This is a genomic window from Streptomyces sp. NBC_01474 (genome assembly GCF_035918215.1).
In the GTDB taxonomy this organism is placed as follows: Bacteria; Actinomycetota; Actinomycetes; order Streptomycetales; family Streptomycetaceae; genus Streptomyces; species Streptomyces aureus.
Genome location: NZ_CP109449.1, coordinates 395135 through 421725 on the forward strand (window position 1 = coordinate 395135; position 26591 = coordinate 421725).

Genomic DNA, 26591 nt, shown 5'->3' on the forward strand with positions numbered 1-26591 from the left:
CGCCCCGCGAGAAGGAGTAAGGCATGGCCGTTTACATCTACTCCATCACCGGCAAGCAGCACCCTCTGCGCCTCGGCGATCTCCACGGAGTCGGCGAGACTGCGGCCGAGCTGCGCGTAGTGAAGGCCGGATTGCTGTGTGCTGTCGTCAGCGACGCCCCAGAGGACCTTCGTCCCAAACGTCGTGACATCAACGCGCACCAAGCGGTGCAGGAGCGGCTCATGGCGGACGGCTCGGTGCTGCCTCTGAGATTCGGGCTCATGGCTGCGGACGACGAAGCCGTACAAGCCGCTCTGGAGGAACGTGCCGAGGAGTATGCGGAAAGACTCCGCGTACTCGAGGGTTGCACCGAGTACCACCTCAAGGCGTCGCAGAACGAGGACGCCCTGTTGCGTGAGATCCTTGAGGACTCGGCTACGGCGCGGCAGCTCAACGACGAGATACGCGCGGGTACGGCAAATCCGGATACGCCCGTCCAACTCGGCGAGCTGGTGGCCCACGAGGTACAGACACGTCAGGAGGCCCTGGCCGCAGGTGTGATCGAGGCCCTGCGCCCCTTCGCCCGAGAGTTTGACTCCTCAACCCCGACCGGATCGGACTTCCTCAGCGTCTCGTTTCTTGTGACCGAGGACCAAGAAGAGGGCTTTCTGACCACGGAGTTGAGCGTGGCGAATCAGTTGGGCGATGACTTCGAGTTCCGGCTGAGCGCCCCTCTCCCTCCCTACAGTTTCGTCTGAGGAGTAGTCATGGGTCTCTTCACGCAGCTCGTCACCCTCCCCCTCGCACCGGTGCGCGGCGTCGTATGGACGGTCGACCGCGTCCTGGAAGCAGCGGAGAAGGAGTACTACGACCCAGCCCCCGTGCAAGCCGATCTCGCAGAGCTCGAGCGGCAGTTGCTTGCGGGGCAGATCGACGAGGAGACGTTCGACCGACGTGAGGACGAACTGCTAGACCGCCTGGAAGAGTTCCGGGCGCATTGGCGGGGCGGGCAACCCTGACCCGGCACGACGAGGGAACACGAGGCCACCATCGTGACTGAACCTCTGGCCAGCAGGCCTGGCTCCTATCCTTCCAGAGCAGCTCCGCCGTACGGGCAGGGCTCTTCCGCCAATCTCGCCGACATCCTTGAGCGCGTGCTCGACAAGGGCATCGTCATCGCGGGCGACATTAAGATAAATCTCCTCGACATCGAGCTGCTGACCATCAAGCTCCGGCTCATCGTCGCGTCGGTCGACAAGGCAAAGGAAATGGGCATCGACTGGTGGGAGCACGACCCCTCACTGTCGTCACGGGCCAGGGACGATCGGTCACTCGCCGAGGAGAACCGGCGGCTCCGTGCCGAGATCGATGCGCTCCGCGAGCGCGAGGCGCTCCCCGATCACGGGCACGAACGCGCGGACGAAGACGAGGACGGGGTGGCAGAGGTAGAGGCAGCAGAGGCAGACGAACCACGTCACAGCCGCCGACGAGGACGTGCCCGCGATGAATGACCTCGTTACATACGTGTATGCCGTGGCACGCAACGCCGACCGGCTCGAGGAGCTCATCACCGCGCTCAACGGGGTCGCCGACGCCCCGGTCCGCCTCGTGCCCGGCAGCCACGACAACACCCTGGTACTCGTGGCAAGTCACGTGCCCGCGCAGGACTTCCAGGAGGACGCCCTCAAGCAACGCCTGGAAGACCTGGACTGGCTCGAGGCGGTCGCCCGCGCGCACCACTCCGTCATCGAGGCCGTGGCCACCCACACGACGGTACTTCCACTGCGTCTGGCAACGGTGTATCTCGACGACACCAGGGCACAGGACGTCCTGGGTGGTGAGCAGGCCGTGTTCACGGATCGCCTGGCGCGCCTGGCCGAGCACGTCGAATGGGGGGTCAAGATCTATGTCGAGCCGTCCACTGCCCCAGCCGCCGCTGAGCCCCGGCGAGGGGCAGACCTGTCCCCGGGACGGGCGTACCTGCGCAGCCGCAGGCAACAGCAGAGCGTCCGGGACAGTGTCTACCAGGCTGCCCAGCAGGCTGCCGATGTGGTCGAGGACGTAGGGCGCAGGCACGCCGTCGAAAGAGCGCGCCACCGTGTCCAGCAGGGCGTTCTCGCCGACAGAGCAGCCGAGAACGTCGTCAATGACGCATACCTTGTACCTCTGGCTCAGTGTGAGGAGTTCCGAGCCGAGGTTGAGCGAGCCGCTGACGGACTGCAGGGCGTTCGTGTAGAGGTCACCGGCCCCTGGGCCCCCTACTCCTTCGCCATGCCACCCGCCGAGACCGATGATGCCTCGACAGGTCCGCGACCATGACTACTCCCGACGGACCGTCGCCCACCGGCGAGCCACTGGCGCAGCGGCAAGTCGCGCTCATCGATCTGCTGGACCGCCTGCTCAGCGGTGGCGTCGTCCTCACCGGTGACGTCGTACTGTCCATCGCCGACATCGATCTGGTGCGAGTCTCGCTCAGGGCGTTGATCGTGTCCATCAGCGCAAAGAACCCCTCGCCCTGGGCTGAGACGATGCCGTCCGGAGGCGACCATGGCGGCTGAGGACGGTCGCGAGCCTCCCGCTGAGCACAAGAGTGGGCCGGCCCGCCGCCGTGAAGAGGTCGCGGAGGCCGCTGAGCGTGCCTTCCGGCTTCTGCCCGCAGCGCCTCGCGATCTGTCACCGTCGGGCAGGCGTTCACACTCACCCGCGCGTCGCATCTCCTCCGACCCCGACACCGTGGAACGGGACCTCATCAGGCTGGTCCTCACCTTGGTAGAGCTACTGCGCCAGCTCATGGAGCGGCAGGCGCTGCATCGGGTCGATCAGGGAGATCTCACCGACGAGCAGGAGGAGCGCCTGGGGGCGACGCTCATGGTCCTTCATGAGCGAATGAATGATTTGTGCGCCCAGTACGGGCTGGCCATGGAGGACCTCAACCTCGACCTCGGTCCGCTGGGCACATTGCTGCCGCCTTCCGACTGATCTGAGTACGCAGGCTCGCGACGGCAGGCGACGCGGCGCGGCCGGCAAAGGACCGAGGACCGCCGCCGCTGATCGGGCCTGGGGCCGGAGGAGGTTCCGGGCTCGTCCGACGCCGCAGGCATGGGTGGCGGCCGGTGAAAGCCGTGGCGGGTACGTGAGTCCCCCACGAGTTCGCCACCCGGAGTGGAGCGGGCCGCAATGAGAAGGCCGGCGGGGTGATCCGCTCCCAGGAGCGCCTCCGGGCCAGCAGGGGAGACCCGGGAGTCCGGTCACGAGCGGCTGCGCGAGGTCATGCAGACCGAGAACGTGACCATGTCGTCCCTGTCTCGCGCAACGTGGTCCACCGCCTACGTCAGCCCATTCAAGAAGGCGACGGTGCTCGGCCAGATGCCGTCGGCATCGCTCCGACGACGGACGGTAAAGCTCCTGCCCCGTGAACCTCGACAGTCCTGGAACCTGCTGCCAGTAAAGCGGCACGTGCCTTTCGCGCCGGGGCCTCAGAGTCCGCCGGCCGGCCGGCCAGCTCTGCGAACCGGGCGCGGAAGCGGCCCGCGAATCGTCTCTCTCAGCCCCGTGAAACCCCGCAGGGCCATGAGGGTGCGCCGCTCGGCGCAGCGGGGGGATCGACTGCGTGTCGTTCGCCCTTCGGGGGAACCGGCCTGCGAACGTTCGAAGGCCCTGCTGCTTCGCAGCACCATCCACCGAGGAGGAACCGGCTATGGGACACGGCGGAAACGTGATCGTCGAGCTGACGACGGACCACCGAGAGGTCGACTCGCTGTTCGCCCAGATCGAGGCCCAGCCCGTGGGCGCGAAGCAGCGCCGGGAGCTGGCAGACGATCTGACCGTTGAACTGGTCCGTCACTCCGTCGCCGAGGAGGAGTACCTCTACCCGGCCGTCCGCAGGTACGTGGACGGCGGGGATGACCTGGCGGACAAGGAACTCGAGGACCACGCGCGCGTCGAACGCCTCCTCAAAGACCTCGAAGGCCGCGAAGCCGACGACGACCTGTTCAACCACCTCATCGCGAAGCTGAAGCTCGAGGTCAGCGCCCACGTGCGCGACGAGGAGAGCCGGCTCTTCCCCCTCCTCGAAGCCGCCTGCACGCCCGAAGCGCTCGATGAACTCGGAGACAAGATCCGCAAGGCGAAGAAGACTGCCCCCACCCGGCCGCACCCAGCCGCGCCGACCACCCCGCCCGCGAACAAGATCGTCGCCACCGGCACCGGACTCGTCGACCGCGCACGCGACCTCCTCACCGGCCGCAACCACTGACATCCTTGCTGGGAGAGGCCCGCTCGGCGGGCAGCCACGCATCGCGGTGCAGCGCGAGCCGGAGTTCCACGGTAGATCTGCTGACGTAAGCACTCCCTGGCGGTCCCGGACGCCACGCAAGAACAAGAACAGACCGCTAGCGATGCAGTGTCGGTGTTGCCAAGGATCCGGGAGACGCGGGGGCCGTCGGGCCGCTCTGCTTGATGAGTGCGTCAGCCATGTACTGCCACCCTCCCGTTCGTGACTACGCCGCCGGGACCGTTCCTCCCCCGGCGCGCGCCGAGCGTCACGTGGTGTAATCCACACCACTGACAGGCGCCGTCAAATAGGTATGTAGCAAGCGTATTTGTTAGCGTCACCCCATGCGGCTGACGAAGTTCACCGATCTGGCCCTGCGTGCCGTGATGCGCCTGGCGGTCTCCGAGCAGGCAGGCCCCCTCACCACCCGCGAGGTGGCGGAGGCCATGGACGTGCCCTACGCGCACATGGCCAAGGCAATCACCCGGCTTCAGCACCTCGGCGTACTGGAAGCCCGGCGGGGCCGCGGCGGCGGGCTCGGGCTGACCGGCCTGGGCCGTCAAGCGTCGGTGGGCTGGCTGATAAGGGAACTGGAGGGCCAGGGCGAGGTCGTCGCATGCGACGGCGACCCGCCGTGCCCGCTGCGCGGGGCCTGCCGGCTCCGCCGCGCCCTGGCCGACGCGCAGGAGGCGTTCTACGCCTCGCTCGACGCCCTGACCGTCGCCGATCTGGTGACCTCACCCACGGGCCCGGTCCTCATCGGGCTGACCGGCCGCCGCACCGAGTAGCCCAACCCTCCGATCCGCGCCGTGACGGGTACCGGTCACCCCCACATCTAAATACGAAGATCATTAACCAATTAGGAGTCACTGTGCTCTCCGAGCAGTCCGCCCCGGTCATCCGCACCACGCTGCCGGTCGTCGGCGCGGCCATCGGTGATATCGCCGAGCTCTTCTACACCAATCTCTTCGACGACCGACCCGAGCTGCGGCGGGATCTGTTCAACCGGGGAAACCAGGCCAGCGGAGAGCAGCAGAAGGCCCTGGCCGGCTCCATCGCGGCCTTCGCGAGCATGCTGGTAGAGCACCCCGAGGCCCGGCCGGATGCGATGCTCGCCCGGATCGCCAACAAACACGCTTCGCTCGGCATCACCTCCGACCAGTACAAGCTCGTCCACCAGCACCTCTTCTCAGCCATCGGCGATGTCCTCGGCGAGGCCGTCACCGACGAGGTCACAGCCGCCTGGGACGAGGTCTACTGGCTGATGGCCAACGCACTGATTGCCATCGAGGCCCGCCTGTACCAGGGCTCCGGTACGGTCGAGGGCGAGATCTGGCATCGGATGGAGATCGCCGAGAGGCGGGAGGAGACCCCCGACACCGTCTCCCTCGTCCTGCGCCGCGCCGACGGCCGCCCGGCGGGCTCCTTCCGCCCGGGCCAGTACGTCAGTGTCCAGGTCCAACTGCCCGACGGTGCCCGGCAGATACGCCAGTACAGCCTTTCGTGCGCCCCAGGCAATCCGCAGTGGCGCATCACCGTCAAGCGCGTCCGCGGAGCGGCGACGCCGGAGGGCGAGGTCTCATCCTGGCTGCACGAGCACGCCCGGGTGGGCCACAGCCTCACCGTCTCCGCCCCGTTCGGTGACCTTGTCCTGCCCGAAGACGAGGGGCCGCTGCTGCTGGTGTCCGCCGGCGTGGGTGTCACACCGATGCTGGCCATGCTCAACCACCTCGCCACCGAGGCAACATCCCGACCAGTGACGGTAGTTCACGCCGACGGCACCCCCGTCGACCACGCCCACCGGGAGGAGCAGCACCGACTCGTCCAGGCACTCCCGAACGCCACGTTGCACCTCTGGTACGAGGAGCCGGGCGCCGAGGTGAGGCCCGAGGCGTCCACCGGCCGGGCCGACGTGACCACGCTCGACCTGCCCATGGGAATTACGACATATCTGTGCGGCCCGCTGCCGTTCATGCGCGCGGTACGCAGTGACCTGCTGCGTCGGGGGCTGCCCGCGGCGTCCATCCACTACGAGGTCTTCGGCCCGGACCTGTGGCTGGGCGGCGAGTGAGCCGACGGCGACGTCAACTGGGGCCGGACGGGCGGCAGAAGAAGCTTGTGTTCACGGGATCCTTGGGCTGCGAGTACGGAACGGACGGGCGGTGCACGCAGTGGACACGACCGAGGGGGCCACAGTCGGTGCGGTGTCCTTCGTGTGGCTCGGAACATTCCTGGCGATCTCCTTCCCGGAAGCGCCGTTGAAGTTCCGGGCTCCGAGAGTGAGCGATCGGCCTGAGCATCGGCTGACTGGTCTTTCGGGCGCCGCATCTCGTCGAAGCCGCCATCGCGGTGACCGTGCTTGTCGCGGACGTGTCGTGAGGGCCTCCGACGGCCGTCTCCCTCCCGGCAGCGGCAGTGACAGCACCCCCCGCCGTGCAGCTCGGAGTGGCCCGCCCCATCCAAACCGGCGATCGGACCGCATCCTGGCCGGAGAAGAGGACCTGCCACGCTCGCAAAGGCATCTGCACCACGTGACGCTTGAGGCCGCCAAGGTCTACTCGCCACTCCCCCAGACCGAGCGCACACCCCTCCTCGGCCTCCCCAACGCCTCCTCGCGCAACGGAGCGCGTGGCCGGGAACCCCGCGTCGCGACACATAGACGACACGGACAAGGCCGTGGGGTACCTCAGGCGGTCAGAGGCTGCCGTGGGGTGAGGCGCTGGACCAGCCCGGCGCGGTGCATCTCGGTTATCGGCGCCACCAGATCCGGGTGCCGCAGCAGAGCAGCTGCCCGACGGCCGCGGTCATCCGGGGCCGTCAGACGCCGGAAATCAGCGGGCACCCCAGCGGCATGGCTGCTGTCGGCAAGTGCGGCGACCGCCCTGTCGGCCAGTTCCGGATCGGCCAGCAGACATGCGGCCCAGCTGACGACGACCTCGTCCACCCAAGTACGCCATGCGTCCGCGTCCGGACAGTCGGCCTCCAGCCCGTATGCGCCTCCGTCCACGCCCACGACCTGGTCGAGCCGGGCGGAGCCTCCGGTTCCGGCCACTCCCACCAGCGCGGCGTCCATGGGCGTCGGGTAGCGCAGCCACGCCGCGACCGTCACGGCCTGCCTGGCCTGCACCTCACACAAGGCAGAGTCCAGCGCGCTGCCACCCGACGGGTAGGAACGCGTCAGCCATTGAGCGGTCGCCGCTATGAGCGGGGAGAGATCTGCGAACACCGGGCCGTCCGAATTACTGAGGGGAACGTGAACCAACACGCTAGACCCCGGTATCCAGAGAGGAAATGACCCAGAACACGACAGGAAAGTGGACTCCGCCACACGACCTGCCCGCGCCGCGCGGTGCGCGGTGCGCGGTGCGCGGTGCGCGGTGCGCGGTGCGCGGTGCGCGGTGCGCGGTGCGCGGTGCGCGGTGCGCGGTGCGCGGTGCGCGGTGCGCGGTGCGCGGTGCGCGGTGCGCGGTGCGCGGTGCGCGGTGCGCGGTGCGCGGTGCGCGGTGCGCGGTGCGCGGTGCGCGGTGCGCGGTGCGCGGTGCGCGGTGCGCGGTGCGCGGTGCGCGGTGCGCGGTGCGCGGTGCGCGGTGCGCGGTGCGCGGTACCGGCGAAACAGTAATGCCTTCCCCGGCGAGAGCCGGCCCCCGGGGCTGGGCTTACGCGTTCCCCCGGACGTGCGAGCCTGCTGCTGTCTCGATGCGGTGAGCCAGTTCGACGTCCACATCACTGAGGCCGTCTTCGCCGCGAATCACGAAAGTTACTTGCTTGCCGCGGATGTCGACGTCGGGGCGGCAGCCAAGAGTGTTGACGTCGTAGACGATATCTCCGACGACGTTGACAGCTGTGGCGAAGTCGTACACCTCGACGGTGCGGCGCAATGTGTTGCCTTCGCGGAGCCAGTACACCATGTGGGCGCCGGACATTCTCTTGTCAATTTCGGCGTCGTCGAGTCGGTTTGCCACGATGTCTCTCCTAAAGGTGCGGTCACCGCATACGGTGCCCCCTCCCATGTGTGCCGAGCCGCCACGACACGGCCGAAAACCGGGACCGACCCGCCTCCGATCTCCGAGGTGCCCCGGAGGTGAGGACTTCGCGCGTGGTCGGCGGCTTCCAGCAGCCCTTCTCCTCGCGCTCAGTTCCGTGCGCCTAACTGCCCATGCCCTGCGATGTCGGGGCTGCGATTCCTTGACAACTTCATTCTTCTGCGGAGTGACGGCGCCCTTTCCACTGCGCCGCAGCTCGGGTGGATATGGATGCGACGGGCCGCTTCTTCCATAATGCTCTGCTGTTCAGTCGGCGTGCACCTGCGAGTTCCGCGATGATCCTTCAACACCTGCCTCTCCCCCGTTCAGCCCCCACGTCACACACTCCCCTGGCACGATTTCTTACGCCCAGCGGCTACCCGGGCCTCGTCGGTTCGCACGATGCGCAGTGGTCTCGGTATGCCGTCCCGCTGCGCTGCGTAACAGTCGTCGACGGCGCGTGCCCGGCTTCTGTACCGGTTGCACCTTTGCCACGTGCTTGGAGGGTGTCGACGCCAGGTTGGATCCGGCCCGAGTGCCGCTATCCGAACAAGTCGAATAAGGGCTGATGCCGGGGGCCAGGACGAAGGCTCGTGGCCAGGGCAAGGACGCGGCGGCAGATGCGCCCGTTCTCTGGTTCGACGAACCGGTGGACATTCCGGCGCTGGAAGAGGTCCTGAGCCACCGCGTGGGTGGCGCAGGAGCACGTAGTACACACCCTGCAGGGCGTGCGGCTGTGCCCACGCTGCCATCGAGCCGTTGCGCTGTCTGCAACGCCCGCAGCGTCTGCCATCCGCCCGAGTACATCGCGCAGGACTGTCGTGACTTCGGGCGACATTACGCAGCCACTGCCCGGGCGCCGAAGAGCACGAGACCGCGACGCTCGGGGGCGCGACGCGCGACGCCCCAACGCCCTCCAAGCCTTCCTGCCAAGTCCCTCTCACGTGTGGATCCCGTCTCGTAGGGCACTCGGTGTCACACCTGACACGGGCAGCATCCACCGAATGTGAACGAAGCACACCCGACCGCCGCGGTCGCGCGTCCCACGGATCGGAGACAGCCGATGGCTCCACAGGCACCAGCACGTGTCCGGGCGTTCACGACCTCGCCCCGCCTGGTCCGCCCGCCCGGTGTGTACGCACCGCAGTGCGACACCCGGATACTCACCAGCGCGCTGTACCGGGAGCCCATCGGTCCCAGCACTGACGTGCTGGACTTGGGGAGCGGGAGTGGGGCACTGGCACTGCACGCCGCGCGGCTGGGCGCCCGGGTGACCGCCGTCGACATCTCCTGGGCCGCCGTGTGGACCACCCGCCTCAACGCGCTGCTGTCCCGGCAGCGCGTCACCGTTCGGCATGGGAACCTGACCACCGCGGTGCGCGGACACACCTACGACCTCGTCATCAGCAATCCGCCCTACGTCCCGTCTCCCTCGGACGGTCCGCCACCTCGTGGCAGGGCCCGTGCCTGGGACGCGGGGGCCGACGGGCGGGCCTTGCTGGACCTCATCTGCGACACCGCCCCCGGCTCCTTGAGGCCCGACGGTGTTCTGCTGCTCGTGCAGTCGGCTCTGTCCGGAACCGACTGCACCCTGGATCGACTCACCGGAGCGGGGCTGTACGCCGAGGTCGTCGACCGGGCGCGCATCCCTTTCGGACCGGTGCTCCGTGCGCGCACTCCCTGGCTGCGCGGGCGTGGACTCGTGGGCGAGGAGACCAGGGAAGAGCTGGTGGTCATCCGTGCCGCACGCATCTGAGCGACCACGCCGTGTCACCGTCGACCCGCACGGGCCACTGCTCGTGGAGGGCCCCGTCGAGGTCGTAGCCGACGGCGGAACGGTGTGGGTCTCGCACCGCTTCACCGTCGCGATCTGCACCTGTCGGCGCAGCCGCACCTACCCGTGGTGCGACACCAGCCATCGCGGTCGCACCAAGTCACCGACGCCGACGGACGCGGGGGCCGAGGGACCGCTCCCCAGAGGGGCTTCTCCGTCACGGAGCCGCGAGCCGATTCACGTGGCCGAGAGCGATCCGATCATGAATCCTGACAGCCGGGAGCCCCGCCGCCGACCGACGCTCCCCCTGCCGCGCGGCGACATCTCGCGCCACGTCGTCGACGCACTTCGCGGTGCGACCACCACACCGCGCATCGGGTCACTGCCGCGGACCACCGACCCGTACGGGGACGACCTCCAGCTCGCCCTGTACGTGCTCTACGAAATGCACTACCAGGGGTTCGCCGGTGTCAGGGACGAACTCGAATGGGACGCCGATCTCCTGGCCCTGCGCGGTCTGCTCGAAGAACGCTTCCACAGTGCGCTGCGGGCCGACGTGCCCTTCCAGGCCGATGCGGACGCCGCACTCGCACCTCTCCTCCTGGAGCCTGCCGGCCACGACGAAACGAGCGTGACCCACTTCTTGCAGAGGGACGGCACGGCGGAACAGCTCAGGGAGTACGCCGCGCTGCGGTCCCTCTACCACCTCAAAGAAGCCGATCCACACGTGTGGGTCATCCCGCGCCTGCGCGGACGCGCCAAGGCCGGCATGGTGGCCATCGAGTTCGACGAGTTCGGCGCCGGGCGGCCCGAGAACATCCACGCCCAGCTCTTCGCCGACCTGATGACCGATCTCGGCCTGGACACCGCGTACGGCCACTACGCCGACGCCGCTCCCGCACAAGCGCTGGCCACCGTCAACGTCATGTCCCTGTTCGGTCTGCACCGCGCTCTGCGCGGAGCCCTCGTGGGTCACTTCGCCGCCGTCGAGGTGACCTCCTCACCCGGCTCGCGACGACTGGCCGCGGCCCTGCGGCGCACCGGCGCCGGAGCGGCTGCGACACACTTCTACGACGAGCACGTGGAGGCCGACGCCGTCCACGAACAGGTCGTGCGCCGCGAGGTCGTCGGCGGACTGCTGTCCGACGAACCGGAACTCGCCCCCGATGTCGCCCACGGTGTCGAGGCCACCGTCTTCCTCGAAGGACGCCTCGGCAGCCACCTCCTGGAAGCCTGGCGGAACGACCGCACCGCGCTGCGCACACCGTTGGATCCGGCGCCGTCGAGGTTGACGCCACGCCGCACAACGGCATGAGTGCCTGACGGCCGGACACCCGGACCTGCGGGAGATGAACTCATGGCTCGTACGGTCTCGAGCTCGGTAGCCATTCTTTCCAGCAGGTCAGCGCGTGCGTCAGAACTATCCGCGTTTCATCTGGGCCAGGACGCTCGTGTCGAGTAGGCCGAGCAGGTCCGCAGGACCGTCGTACACGGCCTCGGCTCCCGCCTCTTCGAGGTCCGTACGCGGGACGCCGCCGCACGCTACACCGACGGCGCGCACACCTGCCCTGGCGGCCGCCTTCATGTCCCAGACCGTGTCCCCCACAAACACCGCGTCGGAAGCGTCCGTCTCCGCCAGCTCCAGCGCCCGGTGAACCGGATCGGGGGCCGGCTTACCCTCGGCCACGTCGTCGGCGCTCGCCACTCCCGTGATCACGTCGTCCGCGTCGATGGCACGGCGCAGCGCCTTCAGTTCCGGTCCCCCGGCCGAGGTTGCTAGAACGATGCGCCGGCCCCGGCCGGCCAGCTCCCTCAGCAGAACCTGGGCGCCTTCCAGCGGCGGCAGCCGGTCGAAGTAGGTTCCGTACAACGCGGTGTGCGCGGCGCTGAGCCGCGCGTCCTGGTCCTGGTCACGGTCCTCGCCGAGGAGGTGCGCGAGCAGATCATCGGAGCCGAGGTCGATCGCCCGGTGGATGTCATGCATCGTGACGTCGTGTCCGGCCTGTCGCAGCGCCTCCCACCACGTCACCACATGCAGGTGATTGGTGTCGACGAGCGTGCCGTCGACGTCGAACAGAGCCGCGCGTGCCATGTGTTCCACGTCCTTCCGCGTCCGGTCCGGGTTCGTCCTCACCATCCGAGCATGCCCGGGCTGAGGCCGGTGACCTCTCGCAACTCCCGCCCGGCGCCGCCAGCCGGGCACGTACAGGTGGCTAGGGGCGGGGGCGACTGGGTGTCGCACGCAGGGGGACACGGGGTGCCCTCTTGCTGAGCCTGGATCACTCCGCGTTCCGCAGTCAGTGCTGCGCCTCGGGTCTGTCCCGACGCGAAACCGTCGCGGTGATTCCTGTAAGGCACCGCGACGAGACCGTCAAGAACCGATGCTGCGGACTCCGTGCCGCCGAGACGTCAGCCGCCGAGAGCCTCGCGCAGCTCCTGCTTGTTCATCGACGAACGCCCGTCGATCTTGCGCTTCTTCGCCTCCTCGTACAGCTGATCCTTCGTCGGACCCTGTGCGCCACTGTGCGAGCGTTCCCCGCCACGCTGCGAAGCCGACTTCCCGTCCTGCGTGGACGTCTTGCTCGCCGACTTCGATTCGCCCGACCGCGCGCGTTCCTTGTTGACGGTACGCGCAGCGATCTCCTTTGCCCGACTCGTCGAGGCACCACGCTCTTCGGCGCTCTCCTTGATGTGCTCATACTGCCGTTCCCGCTTGGGACTTGAACCTCTGGGCATCATCTGCCTCCTTGCCGCTCAAGTGACGTCAAAGCGTCGAGTACCCGAAACGTCGAGGGTCACCGGCATCAAGAACACGCCCACGGAGCTTGCGCCGCAACAGCACACCAACTGGGGTCCTGGAGGCCCTCCAGCCGCAGCTCTCACACACAAGCACCGGCCGCACCAAGGCAACCACTCGTCTCGAGGGAATGGCCTCATGGACACCGGCGTCGCGTGCACGCCGACAAGGGCCCGCCCGCTGATCGTCCTCCGCCGACGAAAGTCACGACTGCCGGCGCAGCCGCACCCAGGGCGCCGCGCATGCGTCTGATCGCCGTCGCACCTAAGGTGACGATCGAGCGCCGGATCAGCGTCCGTGAAGGGTATGAGCGGGCACTACCGTGCACTGTCACAGTTCATCACGCGCCCCTGGGCCACTCGGGTGGGGAACGCTGTCCGCACCGCTCACCGCCTGTGGGCCAGCGCTCAACCACCCGGCGAGCGCTGATCAGTTCCTACAGGCGAGGCCCCTTCGCATCAGAGCGAGCCCGACTCGTACTGATGAGGGAGACCATCAGACCGGGGCATCGACCAGCGGAGATCTTGAGTTCAGTAGCGGAGGCCTCCTGAGAGCCGACGAGAGTAGCCCTCGTCGGCTCTCAGGAGGCCAAAGATCCAGCGCCGGCGTGCAGCGTGCCGAGAGGGCTCAACACTGCAGTGGCGTGCGCTTTGCATCCCCGTTCGAACTTCTTCCCCCACGACGCCGTGAACTGCTCTGGGCGATTCCTTGCCTTGCCTCAAGGAGAGCGCAAGCTTCGCAATTCAGCTCTGCGGTGCCTCATCCGCATAGTCGCGGTCGTTCACCCACTTTGAGCCACTCGGGCGGCCATCACCAGTAGTGCCGCCTGCCACCCACAGAGTGACCAACAGCTCCGAGCACCCACAGGATGGCGCCTATCACCAACAGGACGACCCCGATGGTCCACAGTATGGAAATTCCAGTCACAAGACCGATGACAAGGAGGATGACACCGAGGATGACCATGACGCTCTCCAATCCCAGCCGGACAGTTTCAATTATGCGCCTCTCCCTACGATTCGGGGCTGGAGGTTATCCAATGGAACAATTGCTTCAACTATGAAGTCATTCCACTCTCGGAGTCTGAGACAGCAGATGCATGTCGCGGCGACGGCGACGAAGCGAAGGAAGTGCTTGTCCTTGCGTTGCCCAGCGACGAGCAGCCTCCGGCAGCCGGGCAACGGAGCGTTCACGACCGGTGCCGTCCGACCTTGCTCGGAGATATCGATGCCACGACGGGAGACGCGGGGGCGATGCAGCGTGAGCGGAGCCATCGACATCAGGCGACGTACAACTTCCCCTCGGCCGCCAGACGCTCGCCCCCAGCTCGACGCAGCCGTCGCCGAAGCCTGTCCGGCTCGGGCGTACGTGGCGCGTGACGGCATTTCCACATGGGCAAGCCTGCGATCCCTGCGAACCGGTCGGCAACTGGCCAGCCTCGTCGCCTCACCTGTCCGCTGTTTCGCTGTCACTGCAGCTGTTGGGCGATGAGTTCCTCAAGTGCTTCTTTAGGGATCTGCCCCTCGGGGGTGAGCTTGTCGACAGCCACGGGCAGCGTTTCAGCGGGCTCTTGCGAGGAACCGGGGGTTCACCCCCGGGAGGAATCGCATCCTGTGGTGGCGATGCGCAGCATCGCAGTATCTGTGGTTTCGGCCGTGGGGCTGCCCGGCGGAGTCGGCCGGAGGCCAGCTAGTGTCTCGTGATCCTGTTCATGTCAGTTCGCGTTGTTATTGACGAGTTTCTTCACGTTGGTCGCGACGAGTCGGACCTTCGCGAGGACCTCGCCGGCGGTCGCGGTCCAGGTGAACGGTTTCGCCGTCGTGTTCCAGGAGTTGATGTAGTCGCGGATCTGTTTGATCAGGACGTTGACGCTGGCGAACGTGCCACGGCGGATGGACTGCCGGGTCAGGATTCCGAACCAGATCTCGATCTGGTTCAGCCACGAGGAGCCGACGGGAGTGAAATGGAAGTGGACGTGCGGGTTCTTGGCCAGCCACTCCTTGACTTCGGGGGTGGTGTGCGTCGAGAGGTTGTCCAGGACGACGTGGATGTCCTTCCCGGCGTGCGGTCTCACCGCCTTCCTGAGAAAGGCCAGGAAGTCCTTGCCGTTCCGGGTCGGCTTGCACTCGCCGAGCACTTCGCCGGTGGTCACGTTCAGGGCGGCGAACAGGTTCGTGGTGCCGTGCCGGACGTAGTCGGCGGTGCGCTTCTCGCTCGCGGCGAAGGAGACCGGCAGTACCGGCTGGGTTCGGTCCAGCGCCTGGATCTGCGTCTTCGTGCGCCACGAGGCGCTGTGGGATCGAGCGGAGGTGAAAGGACTCCGCCGCCGTGCTGTCGCAGTAGCACGACGAAGCTGGGGGCAGTTCGAACCGGGAGGTGCCGGTAAGGGCGGAAAGCAGCCCCGACAACGACGGGACGCGCTGGCACTGCCAGACGGCGCGGGTCCGGCAAGCGAGACGGAAAGGTGCACGTGAGGAACCGGCGTGTAAAGCCCCTTAAGAGATCCACCAGCTCGAATCTGGCGGATGTGGGCTGGATTGCGGTGCACATTTCGCTCCCCGAGGTGGGGAGTGGGGTGACTCCTGGGCCGGTTGAAGTCGTCGGTCGGGAGGCCACGTTGAATGCCTGCGGCGTAGGCGTGGCGAGGCCGCAGGGGCAAAGTCGGGCACCTCATTCGTCGATCGATCCGGCAGTGAACGTGGGAACCGTCCGGGTGCCTCCCTTTCCGTCGGTCGTCCAGGCCGATGGCGGGCAGGTGCATCGTCCACCGGCAGCATCCGGTCGGGGCGGAGCCGCTGTAGTAGTCCGAGGACGGGAAAGCCGTCCGCATGGCGAAGAGCGGCAGCGTGTTCGCAGTGACGGTTCTGGAAGGCCAGGAGTCCGTTGATGAATATTGACGATCCGTCGGACGCCCTGTTGTGGGCCGAGCGGCGGGTACTGGGGATCCAGACCAAGCTGCACCAATGGGCGACCGATGACACCGGTCGCCGGTTCAACGATCTGTTCAACCTCGTATGTGACCCCGCATTCCTTCTGGTTGCATGGGAGCGGGTGCGGACCAATCGGGGTGCCCGAACCGCAGGTGTGGATGGAATTTCCGCCCATGCCGTACGGCTGTCGGGACGGGAAGATCTCTTCCTGGACCGTCTCCGTCGAGATCTCAAGACGCAGACGTTCATCCCTCTCCCGGTGCGGGAGGTGATGATTCCCAAGGGCGGAAGTGGAAAGCTCCGTCGGCTGGGCATCCCTCCTGTGGGCGACAGAGTTGTGCAAGCGGCTCTGAAACTGGTGCTGGAGCCGATCTTTGAGGCGGATTTCCTCCCGTGCAGCTACGGGTTCCGTCCCAAACGGCGGGCTCAGGATGCGATCGCCGAGATCCACTTCTTCGGCTCCCGCTCTTACGAATGGGTCCTGGAAGCGGACATCCAGGCGTGTTTTGACGAGATCGCGCACCCGGCCCTGATGGACCGAGTGCGCGCGCGAATCGGAGACAAACGGGTCCTGGCCCTGGTCAAGGCGTTTCTCAAAGCCGGAATCATGCATACGGACGGCACTGAGGGCGCTTCGATCACCGGCACTCCCCAGGGAGGAATCCTGTCCCCACTGCTGGCCAACATCGCTCTGTCCGAGCTCGACGAGCACTTCGCCGAGACGTGGCAGAGCTATGGATCGGACTATCAGCGCACCGCGCGTCGCAGACGCGGCCTGCCCATGTGCCGCCTCATCCGCTATGCGGATGACTGGGTGGTCATGGTTTCAGGGACGCGTCAACACGCCGAAGCGCTGCGGGCCGAGGCCGCAGCAGTCCTGGCGCCGATGGGCTTGCGCCTGTCGGAGGCCAAGACACAGGTGGTTCACATCGACGAGGGCTTCGATTTTCTGGGCTGGCACATCCAGCGCCGGCGGAAACGGGGCACCGACCGGAACGTCGTTTATACCTACCCCTCGAAGAAGGCCCTGGCCTCCATCGTGGACAAGGCCCGGGCGATTACCGGCAGATCGAAGCACCGGCATCTGTCCGACCTGCTGCGTCAGTTGAATGCCGTGCTGCGGGGCTGGTGTGCCTACTTCCGACATGGCGTGTCGGCGGCCACCTTCGGCTATCTCGATGAGTATTCCTGGCATCGGGTGACCCGCTGGCTGCGTAAACGACATCCTCGTGTCCCGTGGGCATCCTTGTTCCGGCGTTTCCTCCCCGGGAAACGACCGACCGAGGATGGGATATCGCTGTTCCAACCCCAGAAGGTTCCGGTGGTCCGCTACCGATACCGGGGCCGGAACATACCCACACCATGGACGCCAATACCGCCAGCCGTCGGCTGACCAGAGGCAAGAGCACGTGGAGAGCCGGATGCTCGGAGACGGGCACGTCCGGTTCGGCGGGCGGGTCGGGGAAACGGAACACCAGAAACGGTGTCACCGCGCCCCGGTCCGACCCGACTCGTCGATCGAGAGGACCACCGCGCCGCCCGGCGGGGCCAGATACAGGCCGATCACATCGGCCACTTTCTCCGCGAACGCGGGGTCTTTGGAAAGCTTGAAGGTGCCCAACCGGTGCGGCTTCAGGCTTTCCTCCCGCCAGACGCGCGCGATGTAGTGCCAGGACACGGTGATGTTCTCGGTCCGCTCCAGGTACTTCGCCAACTCCCGTGTGGACCAGTGCGAAAGCCCCGTGCCGTCCGGCGGCGTCATGCGCGTCAGCGCAATCACCCGGGCCCGCACCCGCGCCGGCACCTGTTCCCGGGCCCCGCCAGGCCGGTCGCCTTCCAGCCCGGCCAGGCCCTGCTCGACATAGCGGATCTTCCAGCGGTCCACGGTCGGCTGCGACACCCCGAGCAGCTCGGCAATGTCCTTGCGCCGACGCCCCTCACTCGACCACAGCACGATCCGGCCCCGCGTTGCTATGTCCGCAGGAACGTCCCGACTGTTCACCAACTCCCGCAACTCGGCGGCCTGTTCCACGGAGAGCTCCACACCAAGAGACCCTGCCACATAAGATCAAGTAACGCTGACGGAATCACGAGACACTAGTCAGGGCGTTTCCGCCGCTCGATGTACTGCTTGATGAGGGCGAGCGGCGCGCCGCCCGCGGAGGCGGCGAGGTAGGAGGGGGCACCAGGAGGAATGTGTGCTGTTCGAATGCCGGTACGTCAGGCGGCAGGTAGCGTCACGGTCGTGAAGTTGAGTGTGCAGGTGAAACTGCTGCCGACGCCCGTGCAGGCGGCGGCACTTGAGGAAACCCTGCACGCCTGCAATCAGGCCGCGACCTGGGTGTCGTCCGTGGCGTTCGAGAAGGACATCAAGCGCAACTTCACCCTGCGTGAGCACACCTACACGGCGATCAAGGACCGGTGGGGGCTCGGAGCGCAGGCCGCCCAGCACGTCATCAAGAAGACCTGCGACGCGTACCGCACCCTCAAGGCGAACCTGACGGCAGGAAACCTCGGCAGGCCCTCCTCCAAGCGCTACCGGCGGGCAGTCGAGAAACCGATCGCCTTCCGCCCGGAGGGCGCGCAGCCGTATGACGACCGGATGCTGTCCCGGCAGTACACGGAGCGCACGGTGTCCATCTGGACGCTGTCGGGCCGGATGAAGGGCGTGGCGTTCACCGCCGCCCCCGAGCATGCGGCCCGCCTGGCCCTGCACCGCAAGGGCGAGTCAGACCTGCTGTACCGCGACGGCATGTGGTTCCTGACCGCCACCTGCGAGGTCCCCGAGGCCGCACTCAATACCAGCATCACCCAGTTCCTGGGGGTCGATCTGGGGATCGTGAACATCGCGACCACCTCGGACGGTCAGATCATGGCCGGGCGCCGGCTGAATCGCGGACGCCTGCGCGAACGCGTCCTGCGTCAGAAACTCCAGCGTAAGAACACCCCGTCCGTCAAACGACGCCTGAAGAAGCGGCGTCGTAAGGAGGCGCGGCGGGCGCGGGACATCAACCACAAGATCGCGAAACATGTGGTGGCCGAGGCAGAACGCACCGGACGCGGAATCGCCCTGGAAGACCTCACCGGCATCCGCGCACGGGTACGGCTTCGCAAGCCCCAACGGGCCACCCACTCAAGCTGGAGCTTCGCCCAGCTCGGCCAGTTCATCGCGTACAAGGCCCGCAAGGCAGGGGTACCGGTGGTGCACGTCGATGCGGCGTACACCTCCCGCACCTGCGCCGAATGCGGGCACATCGACAAGGCGAACCGGGCCAGTCAGGCCCGCTTCGTATGCCGGTCCTGCGGTGTCGTTGCACACGCGGACTGGAACGGCTCCCGCAACATCCGTCACCGTGCGGAAGAGTTGTGGCGACGCGGGGCGCAGTCAACCGCCCCAGACACACCCCCGAACAACACCGGGTGTGGGACAGGACGCAAACGCAGCACCACAGCCAGTGGCGCCCGTTGCGCAAGCCCGGAACTTTGAGTCCCGGGTCGTTGACCGATCTGGTCTGCGGCCTCCACCTCACGGAGCCCACAGGAGCGCGCAGCCGAGGCGAGCAGACCGGGGGGAAGCGCCTGGGCGATCTCCGCACCGCTGATGTTTTCGTTCTCCCCTGTGCCAGTCCAGGAGGCGACTTTTGCCCGCAATCCGCCATCCCTGAGCTGGCCGAGCAGCCCTTCCAGCGAGCTGCCAGCTCCGCGACTGGCGCCGTTGAACAGCGCGCCGAGCATTTTCCCCGACCCGGAGGAACTACCCCTGCCCAGCAGGTTCCCCAGCAGACTCCCCAGATCATTGTCCGCCATGAGCGTTCCCTTCCTCGCGATAAGCCACCACCCGGAACGGTCGGCCGCCGTGACCCGTCCAACGACCGAGCCAATGCCAGGAACTGGGACACGCAGACACACACTCATTCAGCGGACGCAGGCCGTATGGGCAGTGGATGTCGAGGCGCTGGAGCCGGCGCCTCGCCAGTGAGTGGCGAGAAGAGCGGACCGAAACGCCGACGGTAAACGGGATCGGCTCCTACTGCGGCCGACGGCGAAGGCGCGTGGCTCCCGCAACCGACCGTCGAGGACTTCCAGTTGGTCAAGGAGTTGCGCGCACTCGGCGATCCGACGCGGCTGCACGCACTGAGGCTGGACTCGAGCGACGAGCAGGTCTGAAGGCCGCCCTGCCCCGCCCGACTCAAGGGCCCTCACCCTCGGTACGAGGGACACCTGCGAGCCGCTGGCTAGCTCGGCATCGCGTAGGAGGCCTACGTGGCGCTGATCGACAACCTGGACGAGAGCAGCCCATCGGAGAACCTCGCATCCACCGATGCCTTGCGCCGGATCAGGCGGCGTCCTTGAGAACTTGGTCGCGGACCCGGTGACAGGATTGGCTGATCAGCCTCGCATGGAAGGGCGACGTCAGTCGATGCCGGTCGGAGGCCTCGACTTAAGTGACTCATCGATCTGTCGGTCGTGCCGCTCGTCCGCACCGTCCTGAGCCTGCCGCGCAATTCTGTGCGGCAGGCTCACAGGTAGTTTCCATTAACCGCGGAAGACGTCCTTCCCCTTCTCCTTCGCCTGGCGCGCGTCCCCCTTGGCCTTCTCCGCGCGACCCTTAGCGGTCATCTCTTCATTGCCTATCGTGCGCCCGACCGTTTCCTTCGTCTTTCCCTTCACTTGCTCCTTCTTGGCTTTGGCCTTCTCGCTCCCAGCCACAGCGCGCTCCCGTCTCAACCCCGTCTAGGCAGTTGTCCTTCTATGGGCCTAACCGCAAAGTACCCCTCATGGCCATTGTCAAGCTCACCGTGGCGGCTTTTACACAGAAATTCAATAAAGGGGCACATGCCACTACACTGGGCGAACGACCGTGCGACGCAGACCGGCCGTCGCGTCGCCTTATGCCGATTGCCCGGAATCACGGGGCGAGGGTTGATGGCTGCCCAGCACGGTTGGACACCGCCGGCCACCGAAGCGCACTGAGCGCTACCGCTGCACCCAATGTGCTGCGCCGCCAGGACTCAGGAAAGATGTCCGCGCCGGTTACGCGCGAACGCGCAGACGGCCTCGGAGCTGGCGAGCGCGGCCCTGGCAAGGAAAGTCGCGGCGGACTGCACCGCGTCGCCGGCTCTGGACGACACGACCTCCACGATCCGGTCCGTCCCCCACGGGCGAGCCATACGTCGCGGTGTGAGACTGCACAGGTACGTATAGACCCGTAGACCCGGGACCAGGATCCGGACGAGGGGTGATGAGGTGGCCGTTCCCGAGATCCCTGAGGTTGCCCTTGCCGAGTTCCTCGCGGATCTCGGCAACTCGACGCTCGACCTCACCACCGCAATGGCGCGTTGCACCAAGGCCATGGGTCTTCAGCACTCCGTCGCCTACCTGGCCGACCTGCAACAACAACAGCTGACACCGCTCAACGATCTGGTGCGGACGCTCCCCATCGACGATTCGCTCGCCGGCTGGACGTATCGCACCCAATCCTTGCGCATCGAGGAATCCGACTTCGGGGGGACGACGGCCTGGTTGCCGCTTGTGGACGGGGCGGAACGCCTCGGCGTCCTCGCTGTACGCGCCCCGACCCTCGACCCGCTGGCACTGCGGCGTGGCAGGACGCTCGCCTCCCTGTTCGCCATGATGATCACGTCCAAGCGAGCGTACAAGGACTCCTACGTTCGCCAGACCCGTACGGAACCGATGCGGCTGGCGGCCGAAATGCTGCGCGCCTTCCTCCCGCCCCGCACGATCGGCACCACGCGCGCCGTGTCGACCGCCGTCCTGGAACCGGCTTACGAGGTCGGCGGGGACGCGTTCGACCACGCCCTGACCGACTCGATCCTCCACACGGCGATCCTGGACGCCATGGGACACGATCTGGCTTCGGGGCTGACATCGGTCGTGTCGCTGGCCGCATGCCGCAACGCGCGTCGCACCGGAGCGGACCTCCCCGAACTCGTGGAGTGCGTCGACGCAGCCCTGTCCAAGTGGCTGCCGGACCAGTTCTGCACCGCGGTCGTCTCCCAACTGAACCTGAGCACCGGCAAACTGCGCTGGATCAACTGCGGACACCCTGCACCGCTCCTCATCCGTGACCATCGCCTGGTCGCCGGAGCCATGGACCGCGACGCCGATCCGCCCATGGGGATGCCGGCCGCCCTCACCTCGACGCCCCGGCGCGTGCACGAGACAGCCCTGGAACCAGGTGACCGAGTGCTGATGTTCACCGATGGCGTCACGGAAGCCCGCAGGACGGCCGGCGGCGAGATCGGTCTCGAACGGTTCGCCGACTACGTCGTCCGGGCCGCCGCGTCAGGCGAACTGGCGCCGGAGACACTGCGGCGCCTCATCCAGACGATCCTGAACGCCCAGGAAAACCGTCTCCGCGACGACGCGACGATCCTCATGTTCGAATGGCGGCACACACCCCGGCCCGCTTAGGCCCGCTACACCGCCATTGGACGGCACGTCCGGAGTGGCACGAAGCGTGCGGTACGGAGAGCACGGCCACGAATACCAGGCATCGCTCCCATCCGCCGGGGTACCCGCGTGCCGTACCAGCCCACCGAGGAAGCGAGAGCGCTGTGAGTGAGCCCCGGCCCGAACCACCGGGACCGGAGCCCACGCCGAGGGATATGCCCGACCAGCAGACGGGCAGCGGCACGGATGATCCCTGGGAGTCCGCCGACGACGCGGCGCGGCCGGACGACAAGGAAGAGTCCGAGCCCGACCCGGAGATCCCCGACACAGACGAAGCGGGTACAGGACGGCGGGGCGCCCCGCACTCCGGAAGCCCGCGACCCGACCACCCCATTCCTGACGAACCGACCGGCTGACGCTCCGCGCGACGTGGCAGCCCCGGCTCGCAGCCTGAACAGGACGCCCGCCATGACGCCCCGAGCCCCGGCGGCCGAGAAGACACACATGGGTGTGCGCAAGTGGGCCACAGCGGGAGCCCGTCGCCGAACCGGCGCTCGCGGAGACCGAGGGCCACGGCCCGGACGGAAGTCCGCTGAGCGCATACACGCAGCGGGAAGATGACGGTTCGATGCCCTGCGGCTGCTGGATCTACTGCGGCATGTACCCCGAAGGGAGCAACCCAGACGGCCCGCAGGAAGCCCGCTCCGAACAGAACCGGGTAGCCGCGGAATGGGCATGGGCGTGGCCCGCCAACCGCCGCATCCCCTACAGCCGGGCTCGGCCGCACCCGACGGCACCCCGTGGAGCGAACGCACGGCGTACGTCTGGTGGGACGGGGCCGACGGCAAGTCGCACGGCCCTGACATGCCGCACTTCGTACCCGCCCGCTCCCCCGGTTTCGTAGCGGACGAGGACGCTGCCCGCGCTCCTGCGAAGGCAGACAACAAGATGAGCGGCTCCCGAAGCGATTCCGAGCACGGCCGGCACCGAGGGTCTCACGGCGAACAACGGCTGGTTCCGCGCGCCGACTTCGATTCGCACTACGGGCACCGGTCATCAAGGCACCGTCGTCGGCCGCCGGGAACATCGCCGGCTACTTCTTCCATCGGCGGACTCGCCGGCGCGGGCTCGGCAATCGCCACGGGAGCCCAGTTCATGGGGCGCACGACCCCGGCCACGGCGACGCAGGTGTCCTCGCTCGCCGCGGTCTCGATTCGTATGCCCCCACAGGGCCTGGATGGTGACGAGTTCAGCGACCTGTTCACAGAGGGGCAGCAGCCGTAGTTGGCGAGTCCGCCGTAGCCGGCTCGTCGACCCCCATCCTCACGATCAGCAGTTCCTCAGGATCAGTCGGCCAAGGTGTCACACCTTGGCCACCGAGGCAGGCCCCCTTCGGTCGACCAGGCGGACGCTCACCAGATGCCGTCGATGACCTCTTCGAATGCGAAATTCCACTGTCGCCCCTACACGCCCGGCCACACCCTGTTCGGCGCCGAGCTCAACAGACCGGAACTGGCCCGCCGCTACGGGGACAGCGCCCGGATCACCTCGCACCCACCGAGGAGGGCACCCCGGCCGGACTCGCGTTGCTGTGCGTCGCACGTCCGACGGACGGCCGGCCGGCCGGCCCCGCTCACCGGGAGGCCAGCCGTGGGTCCGGACACCGACGGGTCAGTACCGATTGCGGTCTGCCGCGAGGCTGGATCTCATAGTTGTCATGCAGCCACAAGCCTCTGAGTCAGACGACCTCGTGCCTCCGATGGAGCGTTCTCATTGGGTGGCCTTCGCCGGGATCCTGCTGATGGTCTCCGCTCTATTCAACCTTCTCAACGGCTTCGTGGCGATCTTCAACCACGGCTACTACTCGAAGGTGTACTCCCAGGGCAACCGGCTGCTCATCCTGAACTACACGGCCTGGGGCTGGATCTTTGTTTTCATCGGCATCGTGATGGCCCTGGCGGCTATCGGCGTGTTCGTGGGCTCCAGGGCGGCGCGGCTGACGGGCGTCTGCCTGGCCGCGCTCTCTCTGGTCGGGCAGATGATCTTCCTTCCGGTCTACCCGTTCTGGTCGCTGTTCACGATGCTGGTGTCCCTGCTGGTCATCTACGGCCTGCTGGCCGAGCCGCGGCATGTGCACGGGACTCGGGTGTAGCCGGCGAAGATGTCGTACGTCCGCCGGGCGGGAGCCCGACGGCCCCGGCGCATGCCGGCCCTAGTCCCAGCCGCCGAGCAGGCCGCCGTTCAGCTGTGCCGTGCAAATGTTGTAACTGCCGGACGCGTGCCCCTTCTTCGTCTCCTCGCCGACGGTCACAGAGCAGTTGATGTCCCCGCCGCCCTGCAGCTGTGCCGAGATGTGGAAGTACAGCGCGTCATCGTTCAACGGCAGCGTCTTCGTCATCGGCAATCCGGAGCCGTCACGATTGTCGCTGTCACTGCCGTACATCGTGTCGACGCCGGACGGCGCTGACCCCCACACCTTGAACACGACCTTCCCTGACGGCGCCTTGTCGGCGGCCGGCTTCTCAGCGGGGGCCGCAGCCTTCGGCTTCGCCGTCTTCGTGACCGTCACGGTCGGCGCCGGCTTCGCCTTGCCGCCCTTCGCGGCGGCGCGCTCCGTCACGGTAACCGTCGGCGCGGGCTTCGCATCCGCGGTCTTCTCCGTGCCGCCCCCGGACGTTCCGATGCCGACGCCGAGGAACAGGATCACGAACGCGGCCGGGATGACGAACCTCTTCTTCGCCCACTTCGGCCTGCCCGACGGAGGCCGAAACCCGGGCCCCGGCATGGCCGGCCCCGGAGGTGTCGGCCCCTGGAACGGCGGCTGATGGGACGGCGGTTGGCTGTACGACATGAGACCCCCCATGGGATGTGCGGTGACTCATGACGGTAAGGGCGGATGTAGTGAACATGTCGACCAAGTGATGAGATTGTGATGAATACGTGAAGGCTCGACCTGTGGGCGGTACGGAAGTCCTCGGGCGTGACAGCAGTTGGCCCTGGAGGGCGAAGGCTTGGGCGAACGAGACTGCGCCCCAATCCCTCGTGACGAGAGTGGGGCGCAGTGTTGTGCAGGGTCGCGCATTCCGGAGCCCGGCCCGGTTCTCCGGGCCGGGCTCCGTTCTGTGTGGCTGTTGCTCGGCGAGACAGTCGTGCCGTGGTGCCGTCGTGCTTTCACTACGTGAGCACGAACGCGCCTTCCTGGCCGTGCTGTGGACGCCGGTCCTGCTCGGTTCCTACTGCTCAATCGCACAGGAAGGTACGTCCTCCCCGAACTGACCCGCAGGTCCTGCGCATTGCTCGGCTTCCCCCACCTCGACCGGCGCGTCCTGAACCTTCAGGCTGCGGTGGGGGCGCGCCGATCGCGCTGTGACACGGCCAGGTAGCCGACGAATCCGATGATTGCGGCCGTCCACGCCAGCGTGACCGGCGCCAGTCCGAGACCCAGGGCGCCGCGGCTGTGCCCGAGTGCCATCCAGTCGGCGAGGGAGGCGCCGAGGGGGCGGGTGATGACATACGCGGTCCAGAACGCCAACACCGCGCCCATGGCGCCGAAACGGTGGGCCAGGGCGGGCAGGCAGATGCCGGCCGCGAAGAGGACGACCGAGCCCAGGTAGCCGAAGCCGACAGTGGCGGTGAGGTCGCCTGCGGCGGTGCCGAGGGCGAAGGTGGCGAGGACGGCCGCCCAGTAGAAAGTCTCGCGGCGGCGGGTGCGGATGCTGTGGATGGAGAGGGTCTGCTCGCTCGCGTACCAGAGGGCGAAGACCGCGGCCAGCACGACGAGGAAGGCCGGGGTCGACACCATGTACGGCACCCCCAGGCCGACGTGCAGGACGTCGGCGGCCATGGTGCCGAACACACTGACCATGACGACGGCGGTCCAGTAGGCCCAGGCGACGTACCGGCGCCGGGTGAACTGAATGGCCAGGGAGGCCGCCAGGGCGAGGCCGCCGAGCGCGACCGCCGGTATCGGGCCGAGCGTACGGGCCAGGAGGTCCGACGCCGTCTCGCCCATGCCCGTGGTCAGCACCTTGATGATCCAGAAGTAGACGGTCACCTCCGGCACCTTGTTCGCCAATTGGCGTACGGGGCCGAGGGGCCGGTCGTCGAGGACGTGCTCTGCGGTCATGATCCGCACGATGGCACTTTGAGCCTGAACGCATCCTGAACGGCGTGCATGCGGCAGCGATGTGACGTCGCACCGCGGTACGACCTGACCGGTTGCGTCCAGGGAAGTGGTGTCGGGTTCGACCTGATCCGGAAGAGGTCGGCTTGCCGACTCCGGGGCACCACAGCGCCGCACGCGGGAAGACGAACGAGGAGGGTCACCGTCACCCGCATCGCGGCCAAACTGCCTCTCCGGCACCGGGTACAGAGGGTGATTCTCGCCCGCAGACACCGGTTA

General features: G+C 67.3%; 27 protein-coding genes and 3 pseudogenes. 19 read left to right on the plus strand and 11 right to left on the minus strand.

All coding sequences use genetic code 11. From position 1 onward, the window contains the following. Positions 1 to 23: 23 nt before the first annotated feature. The 9 genes from OG758_RS01975 to OG758_RS02015 all read left to right on the plus strand — a co-directional run bounded on the left by OG758_RS01975 (position 24) and on the right by OG758_RS02015 (position 6323). Complete coding sequence (locus OG758_RS01975; RefSeq protein WP_326708295.1) at positions 24 to 737, plus strand: GvpL/GvpF family gas vesicle protein; 714 nt, start codon at positions 24 to 26, stop codon at positions 735 to 737. Between the two features lie 9 nt (positions 738 to 746). Continuing rightward, positions 747 to 998 carry a gas vesicle protein GvpG gene (locus OG758_RS01980; protein WP_326708296.1) on the plus strand — a complete coding sequence of 84 codons (252 nt, stop codon included), beginning with the start codon at positions 747 to 749 and terminating at the stop codon, positions 996 to 998. Positions 999 to 1031: 33 nt separating this feature from the next. Next, positions 1032 to 1490 carry a gas vesicle protein gene (locus OG758_RS01985; RefSeq protein ID WP_326708297.1) on the plus strand — a complete coding sequence of 153 codons (459 nt, stop codon included), beginning with the start codon at positions 1032 to 1034 and terminating at the stop codon, positions 1488 to 1490. Next, positions 1483 to 2298: a GvpL/GvpF family gas vesicle protein gene (locus OG758_RS01990; RefSeq protein WP_326708298.1), complete on the plus strand. Its 816-nt coding sequence runs from the start codon at positions 1483 to 1485 to the stop codon at positions 2296 to 2298. The genes OG758_RS01985 and OG758_RS01990 overlap by 8 nt, the downstream gene beginning before the upstream one ends. Beyond that, positions 2295 to 2537 (plus strand): gas vesicle protein, encoded by a 243-nt coding sequence (locus OG758_RS01995; protein ID WP_326708299.1) that lies wholly within the window; start codon positions 2295 to 2297, stop codon positions 2535 to 2537. The genes OG758_RS01990 and OG758_RS01995 overlap by 4 nt, the downstream gene beginning before the upstream one ends. Further along, positions 2527 to 2958 carry a gas vesicle protein K gene (locus OG758_RS02000; protein WP_326708300.1) on the plus strand — a complete coding sequence of 144 codons (432 nt, stop codon included), beginning with the start codon at positions 2527 to 2529 and terminating at the stop codon, positions 2956 to 2958. Before OG758_RS01995 ends, OG758_RS02000 begins: the two co-directional genes overlap by 11 nt. Before the next feature lie 718 nt (positions 2959 to 3676). After that, positions 3677 to 4234: a hemerythrin domain-containing protein gene (locus tag OG758_RS02005; protein WP_326708301.1), complete on the plus strand. Its 558-nt coding sequence runs from the start codon at positions 3677 to 3679 to the stop codon at positions 4232 to 4234. A 362-nt stretch (positions 4235 to 4596) separates the two neighbouring features. Then, positions 4597 to 5040 (plus strand): RrF2 family transcriptional regulator, encoded by a 444-nt coding sequence (locus OG758_RS02010; protein ID WP_326708302.1) that lies wholly within the window; start codon positions 4597 to 4599, stop codon positions 5038 to 5040. An 83-nt stretch (positions 5041 to 5123) separates the two neighbouring features. Next, positions 5124 to 6323 carry a globin domain-containing protein gene (locus OG758_RS02015; RefSeq protein ID WP_326708303.1) on the plus strand — a complete coding sequence of 400 codons (1200 nt, stop codon included), beginning with the start codon at positions 5124 to 5126 and terminating at the stop codon, positions 6321 to 6323. 615 nt (positions 6324 to 6938) lie between these two features. Here OG758_RS02015 and OG758_RS02020 read toward each other — a convergent pair. Together OG758_RS02020 and OG758_RS02025 are read right to left on the minus strand one after the other, a co-directional pair. Next, positions 6939 to 7478: a hypothetical protein gene (locus OG758_RS02020; RefSeq protein ID WP_326708304.1), complete on the minus strand. Its 540-nt coding sequence runs from the start codon at positions 7476 to 7478 to the stop codon at positions 6939 to 6941. Positions 7479 to 7908: 430 nt separating this feature from the next. Then, the gene (locus tag OG758_RS02025) at positions 7909 to 8214 is read right to left on the minus strand and encodes a 4a-hydroxytetrahydrobiopterin dehydratase (protein ID WP_326708305.1); all 306 of its coding nucleotides are present in this window, start codon (positions 8212 to 8214) and stop codon (positions 7909 to 7911) included. A gap of 1123 nt (positions 8215 to 9337) precedes the next feature. Here OG758_RS02025 and OG758_RS02030 point away from each other — a divergent pair. From OG758_RS02030 to OG758_RS02040, 3 genes and pseudogenes are all read left to right on the plus strand, one after another. Then, entirely contained in the window at positions 9338 to 10030 is a 693-nt protein-coding gene (locus tag OG758_RS02030) for a HemK2/MTQ2 family protein methyltransferase (protein WP_326708306.1), read from the plus strand. Positions 10031 to 10073: 43 nt separating this feature from the next. Further along, positions 10074 to 10184, plus strand: a pseudogene (locus OG758_RS02035) (CDGSH iron-sulfur domain-containing protein); the annotation flags it as partial. A 126-nt stretch (positions 10185 to 10310) separates the two neighbouring features. After that, positions 10311 to 11363, plus strand: coding sequence for an iron-containing redox enzyme family protein (locus tag OG758_RS02040; RefSeq protein ID WP_326715771.1), 1053 nt, complete (start codon positions 10311 to 10313; stop codon positions 11361 to 11363). Between the two features lie 105 nt (positions 11364 to 11468). Here OG758_RS02040 and OG758_RS02045 read toward each other — a convergent pair whose 3' ends face one another. From OG758_RS02045 to OG758_RS02060, 4 genes are all read right to left on the minus strand, one after another. Beyond that, entirely contained in the window at positions 11469 to 12140 is a 672-nt protein-coding gene (locus OG758_RS02045; RefSeq protein WP_326708307.1) for an HAD family hydrolase, read from the minus strand. A 317-nt stretch (positions 12141 to 12457) separates the two neighbouring features. Continuing rightward, a complete protein-coding gene (locus OG758_RS02050; RefSeq protein ID WP_326715772.1) occupies positions 12458 to 12784 on the minus strand; it encodes a plasmid stabilization protein in 327 nt (108 codons plus the stop codon). Positions 12785 to 13655: 871 nt separating this feature from the next. Further along, entirely contained in the window at positions 13656 to 13811 is a 156-nt protein-coding gene (locus tag OG758_RS02055; protein WP_326708308.1) for a DUF6131 family protein, read from the minus strand. A 748-nt stretch (positions 13812 to 14559) separates the two neighbouring features. Further along, positions 14560 to 15675, minus strand: coding sequence for an IS630 family transposase (locus OG758_RS02060; RefSeq protein WP_326708309.1), 1116 nt, complete (start codon positions 15673 to 15675; stop codon positions 14560 to 14562). Between the two features lie 56 nt (positions 15676 to 15731). Between OG758_RS02060 and ltrA the strand changes: the two genes are divergently transcribed. Then, complete coding sequence (gene ltrA / locus OG758_RS02065; RefSeq protein WP_326708310.1) at positions 15732 to 17168, plus strand: group II intron reverse transcriptase/maturase; 1437 nt, start codon at positions 15732 to 15734, stop codon at positions 17166 to 17168. 93 nt (positions 17169 to 17261) lie between these two features. Here ltrA and OG758_RS02070 read toward each other — a convergent pair whose 3' ends face one another. Continuing rightward, the gene (locus tag OG758_RS02070) at positions 17262 to 17807 is read right to left on the minus strand and encodes an IS630 family transposase (protein WP_326708311.1); all 546 of its coding nucleotides are present in this window, start codon (positions 17805 to 17807) and stop codon (positions 17262 to 17264) included. 213 nt (positions 17808 to 18020) lie between these two features. Here OG758_RS02070 and OG758_RS02075 point away from each other — a divergent pair, with 213 nt between their 5' ends. After that, positions 18021 to 19262, plus strand: a complete 1242-nt coding sequence (locus tag OG758_RS02075) for an RNA-guided endonuclease InsQ/TnpB family protein (protein WP_326708312.1) — start codon at positions 18021 to 18023, stop codon at positions 19260 to 19262. 71 nt (positions 19263 to 19333) lie between these two features. On the opposite strand, the pseudogene OG758_RS48800 reads toward OG758_RS02075, so the two are convergent. Beyond that, positions 19334 to 19690, minus strand: a pseudogene (locus tag OG758_RS48800) (YidB family protein); the annotation flags it as partial. A 621-nt stretch (positions 19691 to 20311) separates the two neighbouring features. Further along, positions 20312 to 20485 (minus strand): CsbD family protein, encoded by a 174-nt coding sequence (locus OG758_RS02080; protein ID WP_326708313.1) that lies wholly within the window; start codon positions 20483 to 20485, stop codon positions 20312 to 20314. A gap of 537 nt (positions 20486 to 21022) precedes the next feature. On the opposite strand from OG758_RS02080, the gene OG758_RS02085 reads away from it, so the two are divergent. From OG758_RS02085 to OG758_RS02105, 5 genes and pseudogenes are all read left to right on the plus strand, one after another. Beyond that, positions 21023 to 22210 carry a PP2C family protein-serine/threonine phosphatase gene (locus OG758_RS02085; protein ID WP_326708314.1) on the plus strand — a complete coding sequence of 396 codons (1188 nt, stop codon included), beginning with the start codon at positions 21023 to 21025 and terminating at the stop codon, positions 22208 to 22210. Between the two features lie 194 nt (positions 22211 to 22404). Next, positions 22405 to 22605 (plus strand): hypothetical protein, encoded by a 201-nt coding sequence (locus OG758_RS02090; RefSeq protein ID WP_382060513.1) that lies wholly within the window; start codon positions 22405 to 22407, stop codon positions 22603 to 22605. Positions 22606 to 22706: 101 nt separating this feature from the next. Beyond that, positions 22707 to 23107: pseudogene (locus OG758_RS02095) on the plus strand (formate dehydrogenase); the annotation flags it as partial. Positions 23108 to 23344: 237 nt separating this feature from the next. Continuing rightward, positions 23345 to 23473: a hypothetical protein gene (locus tag OG758_RS02100; RefSeq protein ID WP_326716289.1), complete on the plus strand. Its 129-nt coding sequence runs from the start codon at positions 23345 to 23347 to the stop codon at positions 23471 to 23473. A gap of 475 nt (positions 23474 to 23948) precedes the next feature. After that, complete coding sequence (locus OG758_RS02105; protein ID WP_326708316.1) at positions 23949 to 24341, plus strand: DUF7144 family membrane protein; 393 nt, start codon at positions 23949 to 23951, stop codon at positions 24339 to 24341. Positions 24342 to 24401: 60 nt separating this feature from the next. On the opposite strand, the gene OG758_RS02110 is transcribed toward OG758_RS02105, so the two are convergent. Together OG758_RS02110 and OG758_RS02115 are read right to left on the minus strand one after the other, a co-directional pair. Then, entirely contained in the window at positions 24402 to 25040 is a 639-nt protein-coding gene (locus tag OG758_RS02110; protein ID WP_326708317.1) for a hypothetical protein, read from the minus strand. 483 nt (positions 25041 to 25523) lie between these two features. After that, the gene (locus OG758_RS02115; RefSeq protein ID WP_326708318.1) at positions 25524 to 26315 is read right to left on the minus strand and encodes a COG4705 family protein; all 792 of its coding nucleotides are present in this window, start codon (positions 26313 to 26315) and stop codon (positions 25524 to 25526) included. Positions 26316 to 26591 lie beyond the last annotated feature (276 nt).

Bases quoted from the DNA above. Each gene is read 5' to 3' on its own strand.
- OG758_RS02055 (WP_326708308.1), bottom strand. From the start codon at position 13,811: ATGGTCATCCTCGGTGTCATCCTCCTTGTCATCGGTCTTGTGACTGGA.
- OG758_RS01990 (WP_326708298.1), top strand. From the start codon at position 1,483: ATGAATGACCTCGTTACATACGTGTATGCCGTGGCACGCAACGCCGAC.
- OG758_RS02090 (WP_382060513.1), top strand. From the start codon at position 22,405: ATGCCCGACCAGCAGACGGGCAGCGGCACGGATGATCCCTGGGAGTCC.
- OG758_RS02100 (WP_326716289.1), top strand. From the start codon at position 23,345: ATGGGGCGCACGACCCCGGCCACGGCGACGCAGGTGTCCTCGCTCGCC.
- OG758_RS02010 (WP_326708302.1), top strand. From the start codon at position 4,597: ATGCGGCTGACGAAGTTCACCGATCTGGCCCTGCGTGCCGTGATGCGC.
- OG758_RS02050 (WP_326715772.1), bottom strand. From the start codon at position 12,784: ATGCCCAGAGGTTCAAGTCCCAAGCGGGAACGGCAGTATGAGCACATC.
- ltrA (WP_326708310.1), top strand. From the start codon at position 15,732: ATGAATATTGACGATCCGTCGGACGCCCTGTTGTGGGCCGAGCGGCGG.
- OG758_RS02105 (WP_326708316.1), top strand. From the start codon at position 23,949: ATGGAGCGTTCTCATTGGGTGGCCTTCGCCGGGATCCTGCTGATGGTC.
- OG758_RS02040 (WP_326715771.1), top strand. From the start codon at position 10,311: ATGAATCCTGACAGCCGGGAGCCCCGCCGCCGACCGACGCTCCCCCTG.
- OG758_RS02110 (WP_326708317.1), bottom strand. From the start codon at position 25,040: ATGTCGTACAGCCAACCGCCGTCCCATCAGCCGCCGTTCCAGGGGCCG.
- OG758_RS02060 (WP_326708309.1), bottom strand. From the start codon at position 15,675: ATGCGGACGGCTTTCCCGTCCTCGGACTACTACAGCGGCTCCGCCCCG.
- OG758_RS02115 (WP_326708318.1), bottom strand. From the start codon at position 26,315: ATGACCGCAGAGCACGTCCTCGACGACCGGCCCCTCGGCCCCGTACGC.
- OG758_RS02045 (WP_326708307.1), bottom strand. From the start codon at position 12,140: ATGGCACGCGCGGCTCTGTTCGACGTCGACGGCACGCTCGTCGACACC.
- OG758_RS01980 (WP_326708296.1), top strand. From the start codon at position 747: ATGGGTCTCTTCACGCAGCTCGTCACCCTCCCCCTCGCACCGGTGCGC.
- OG758_RS01995 (WP_326708299.1), top strand. From the start codon at position 2,295: ATGACTACTCCCGACGGACCGTCGCCCACCGGCGAGCCACTGGCGCAG.
- OG758_RS01975 (WP_326708295.1), top strand. From the start codon at position 24: ATGGCCGTTTACATCTACTCCATCACCGGCAAGCAGCACCCTCTGCGC.
- OG758_RS02005 (WP_326708301.1), top strand. From the start codon at position 3,677: ATGGGACACGGCGGAAACGTGATCGTCGAGCTGACGACGGACCACCGA.
- OG758_RS02000 (WP_326708300.1), top strand. From the start codon at position 2,527: ATGGCGGCTGAGGACGGTCGCGAGCCTCCCGCTGAGCACAAGAGTGGG.
- OG758_RS02030 (WP_326708306.1), top strand. From the start codon at position 9,338: ATGGCTCCACAGGCACCAGCACGTGTCCGGGCGTTCACGACCTCGCCC.